At 60.4% G+C, this 4,477-nt stretch carries 4 protein-coding genes; all 4 read right to left on the bottom strand.

Annotated elements, in window-relative coordinates; genetic code table 11:
* Positions 1-302: 302 nt before the first annotated feature.
* The 4 genes from A3730_RS18925 to A3730_RS18910 all read right to left on the bottom strand — a co-directional run bounded on the left by A3730_RS18925 (position 303) and on the right by A3730_RS18910 (position 4,173).
* On the bottom strand, positions 303-1,955 hold the full coding sequence (locus A3730_RS18925) for a DEAD/DEAH box helicase (protein WP_063520467.1): 1,653 nt from the start codon (positions 1,953-1,955) through the stop codon (positions 303-305).
* 249 nt (positions 1,956-2,204) lie between these two features.
* The gene (locus tag A3730_RS18920) at positions 2,205-3,017 is read right to left on the bottom strand and encodes a DUF4198 domain-containing protein (RefSeq protein WP_063520468.1); all 813 of its coding nucleotides are present in this window, start codon (positions 3,015-3,017) and stop codon (positions 2,205-2,207) included.
* Between the two features lie 25 nt (positions 3,018-3,042).
* Positions 3,043-3,534, bottom strand: a complete 492-nt coding sequence (locus A3730_RS18915; protein WP_063520469.1) for a DUF2271 domain-containing protein — start codon at positions 3,532-3,534, stop codon at positions 3,043-3,045.
* A 33-nt stretch (positions 3,535-3,567) separates the two neighbouring features.
* Complete coding sequence (locus A3730_RS18910) at positions 3,568-4,173, bottom strand: PepSY-associated TM helix domain-containing protein (RefSeq protein WP_063520470.1); 606 nt, start codon at positions 4,171-4,173, stop codon at positions 3,568-3,570.
* Between the last annotated feature and the right edge of the window lie 304 nt (positions 4,174-4,477).

Raw genomic sequence — 4,477 nt, 5'->3', positions numbered from 1 at the left:
GCCAAATCTCCTACCGTCTGTACCCTTGGGTCAGATGCTCCTTTGGTCCCTCCACCCCGGCAAGTCCTGCATGGTTGCAGGAAGAGCATTCAAACATACAAGCACCGTTTAGGGTGCGAACCGAGCGAAGCGAGGACATCGTCCGGAGGACGATCAAAGCTAGAAGCTAGAAGCCACAAAAAAACCGCACCCCTTCGGGCGCGGTTTTTTTGTAGAGAACTCAACGCTCAGCTGGGCCTCTCAATCACGAATTAACGACCTTCGTGTTGCAGCGTGTTGCGTGAAGCGTGCTGCGTCTCTTCTTACACCATTTCCAGATCCAGGGCCTGCTGGCAGACCCGCGCGGTGCGGATCACGTGCAGCTGCTTCGGCGACAGATCTTCCGGCAGTTCCACGGTGCTGTGGTCCTGGTGGATCTTGATCGGGCCGATCAGGCGGCTGGGCAGTTTGGCTTCGTTGGCAATGGCGCCAACGATGTTGCCCGGCTTCACACCGTGGTCGTGGCCGACCTTGATCCGGTAGCGGCGCATGGTCTTGTCGCTGCGACCCTTGTCGTTGCGGTGGCGAGGGTTGCCTTCCCGGCGACTGCCCGCATGGGCGGATTCGCGACGGCGCGGCTCTTTCACCATTTTCGGTTCTTTCAGAATCAGCGGCTCACGCTTGAACATCATGGTGGCCAGGGCGGCCGCCATGTCGTTGTCGCTGATGTCCATGGCGTCACGCAGCTGGTTGACCAGCGCGCGGGCTTCATCAACGTTGGCTCCAGAGGTGAACCCGGCCAGCTGTTCCTGGAAGCGGGCAATGCGCTTGGCATTCAGGTCATCCACGGACGGCAGCGCCATCTTTTCGATGCTCTGACGGGTAATGCGCTCGATCTGACGCAGCACGTGTTGTTCGCGACGGGCCACAAACAGGATGGCGTCACCCTGGCGACCGGCACGGCCGGTACGGCCAATGCGGTGTACGTAGGCTTCCGGGTCGCCGGGCATGTCGTAGTTCACCACGTGGGTGATCCGCGGCACGTCCAGACCGCGAGCGACCACGTCGGTGGCGATCAGCAGGTCAAAACGCTTGTCTTTCAGGCGCTGTACGGTTTTTTCCCGCTGCTGCTGGGGAATATCGCCGTTCAGGGCTTCGGCACGCAGGCCGCGACGGTTCAGCTGCTCAGCCAGTTCCAGGGTGGCCTGCTTGGTGCGCACGAAAACCAGCACGGCATCGTGTTCTTCGGCTTCCAGAATCCGGCATACGGCGTCGAGCTTGTTCAGCCCGGCCACCGGCCAGTAGCGTTGGCGAATGGTGGTGCCGGTGGTGGCGCCGCCATTGTCGATGCGAACCAGTTTGGGTTGCTTGAGGTGCTGGTCGGCAACCTTGCGAATAACCGGCGGCATGGTGGCGGAGAACAGCGCCAGCTGGCAGTCATCGGGAGTACGTTCGAGTACCCATTTCACATCGTCGATGAAGCCCATGCGGAGCATTTCATCGGCTTCATCCAGCACCAGGGCTTTCAGGTTGTTCAGTTTCATGGAGCCGCGTTCCATGTGATCCATGACGCGACCGGGGGTGCCGACAATAACCTGGGCGCCGCCGCGCAGGCCTTTCAGCTGGGTGCGGTATTCACCGCCGCCGTAAATGGGCAGAACCTGCAGACCTTTAATGTCTTTGGCAAATTCTTCACACGCAGTGGCGACCTGGATAGCCAGCTCGCGGGTAGGGGCCAGGATCAGCATCTGCGGTTCACGCAGGGTCGGATCCAGACGGGCCAAAAGGGGCAATGAAAACGCAGCCGTTTTACCTGTGCCGGTTTGTGCCTGGCCCAGAAGATCGTGTCCATCCAGCAACAGCGGGATGGCTTGCGCCTGAATCGGCGAAGGCTGCTCGAAGCCCTGACGGGCGATCGCAGTGAGCAGAACCTCGGGCAGGCCTAAAGAGGCGAACCCGGAACGGGAATCTGACATGTAGTACCTATGGATTAGGGGGAGGGGCCGAGTGAGGGTCGGCGAGGGCGCGAAGTATACGCAGGTAACGGGAGAATTGCACGTTTTTTCGCCAATTACCCGGGAGGAACGAAAGCGGGCAGGGCGGGTGGTTTACGGGGCGTCAGCGCGGGAATTCGTGCGAGGTGAAGGGGGTAATGGTACGGAATGACAGGGCTGGCGGGGAAGATGTCGCCCGGCCCTGCCGGGCCGGGCGACGTCTGAGCGGGCTTACATGGGCAGGACTTCAACGGTGCCCAGATACTGCAGGTAGCGTTCAGCGGCTTTGGGGTTGCTGACGTTCTTGTCGCCGGTGCCGGCTTCCAGGAAATAGCGGCCGGCGGCGGGCCACTGAATGTTGACGATGCCCTTGTCATCGCTGGTGACGGACCAGTCTTCCTGGCTGTCACGGTAGCGGGTGCCGCCGGGAACCAGTTCCACCTTGATGCCGGCAGCCGGTTCGCCGTCCAGCAGCAGTTTCCACTGGGCGGTTTCGCCAGCGTAGAGGTCATTGGGGTGAGTCAGCAGTTCCAGCTCCAGGCCTTTGCCGGTGGGTTTCAGGCCGGTTTTATTGGGCGCGCCCAGGGTGGCATAGGTTTCCAGGCGGTTGAGCACTTCCAGCAATTTGACGTCAGTGGCGCCTTTGGGCAGCTCTGCCAGCAGCTTGTCAGCGTCTCTACCCCGGTTGCGCTGGCGTTCGCCATCCACTTTATAGGATACAAAATAGCCGGGCTGGGCCACGCTGATCCGGTAGCTGCCTTCCTGTTCCAGCTGCACGTCAAACACGCTGCGGGTGTGCATTTTGGTGGCGTTGTCCACGGTGGCGGGCTTGCCGTCCGGGCCGGTGACTTGCAGACCGTCGACGGGGTAGGCCCGCTCGAAACCGAAGATTTCATTGGAAATGCTGGCGTCCACGGTAATCCACTGAGGCTCGGACACCGTGGTGTGGCTGGGCAGTAGCCACAGCTTGTGGGCCTGGGCGGGCAGGGCGGTGGTCAGCACCAGGGCGGCCAGCGCGGCTTGATGGAAACGGACTCGGATCATGGTGGTGCTCCTTGAGTAGTCGGTGTTATTGAGAGACGGTCAGGGTCACGGTGCCCAGTTCGTCGGTGCCTTTAACCTGTTGCTGCTGCGGTGTTTCTTCGGCTGGCCACCGGAAGGGCAGTTTCACCACTTCGCGGCCCCCCACTTCCCGGGCGGCTTCCACTACCAGGGTGTACTCACCCGCAGGCAGCGATTGCAGGGCGTCCAGTTTGCTGAAATCCACGGTGTGCGTGCCCGGTGAGCGGGTGGCGCCGGTGAGGCCGTCATAGGGGGCGGACTGGCTGCGACCGGTGCGTCGCCACCACTGGCGGATATCCTTGAGCCATTTTTCCTGGTCGTCGTACCACAGCCCCAGCGGTTCCAGGGTGCTGCGATCGGCGTTTTCCACCCAGAAGGCCACATAGGGGGCGTGGTATTCGGCCACGCGCTTGCGGGGGACTTCCACGTCCACCGAAAAGGTATCCGCGAGGGCCTGGCTGGTTAGCAGGGGGAGCAGAGTGAGGTAACGCAAACGCATGGGAAGGTCCTTTCTTGTCTTACATGGCGGTGTTTAGTGCATGAAAAACACGATCAACAGCCAGGGCAGCACCAGCCCGGCCACGGTGACCGGCCAAGTGGCCGGGCGCCGTTTGGCGTGAAGCATCATCAGGCCCAGGCCGGTGAACGCGAAAAGCAGGCTGGCCACGGCAAAAATATCGATAAACCAGATCCACACGGTGCCGGTGTGGCGGCCTTTGTGCAGGTCATTGAAAAAGGCGATCCAGCCCCGGTCCGTGGTTTCTGCGATTACCGTACCGTTAGTCATATCAATGGCGAGCCAGGCATCCCCGCCGGGGCGTGGCATAGGCAGGTAGATTTCGTCGGCGGCCCATTCCGGTTCCCCGCGGGTGTGCAGCAAATCCATTTTCTGCGCCAGCCATTGCTGGACGGCGGTGGGCAGCTGGCCGCTCTTTTGCTCCGCAAGCTCGGATAACAGCTCGGCGGGTAGCTCACCCTGATGTTCGCGGATGACCGGATCGGCGCTGATCTGGCTGGCGTGGTTGAGGGTAATGCCGGTCAGGCTGAACAACACCAGGCTGATCAGGCAGATCGCAGAGGTCACCCAGTGCCACTGGTGGAGTTGTTTCAGCCAGAAGGCTTTGCGTTTTTTATTCACGGTGGAGCTCAGGTCATTCACAACAGAGGGAGAGATGTTAATGAGAATGGTTATGTTTAAATACTGCTATCTTCGTAAAGAATGTAATGACTGGCGGGTTGCCTGAATTCTGTTCAAAAAAAGCTGGCCTAGATAAATGATAATTCTTATCATTCGTGAATGAATGCCATTGCTCAAATTCCCGCACGCTTGCTGGTTATCGAAGATGATTCGGTACTCAGCGGCCATCTGCACGACTACTTTTCAGAGCGTCACTACCTGGTATCGCAGTGTTCGGATGGGCCTGCGGGCCTGGAGGCTGCGG

This window comes from Alcanivorax sp. HI0044 (assembly GCF_001634945.1).
This window is presented reverse-complemented; position numbering and strand designations above follow the sequence as displayed.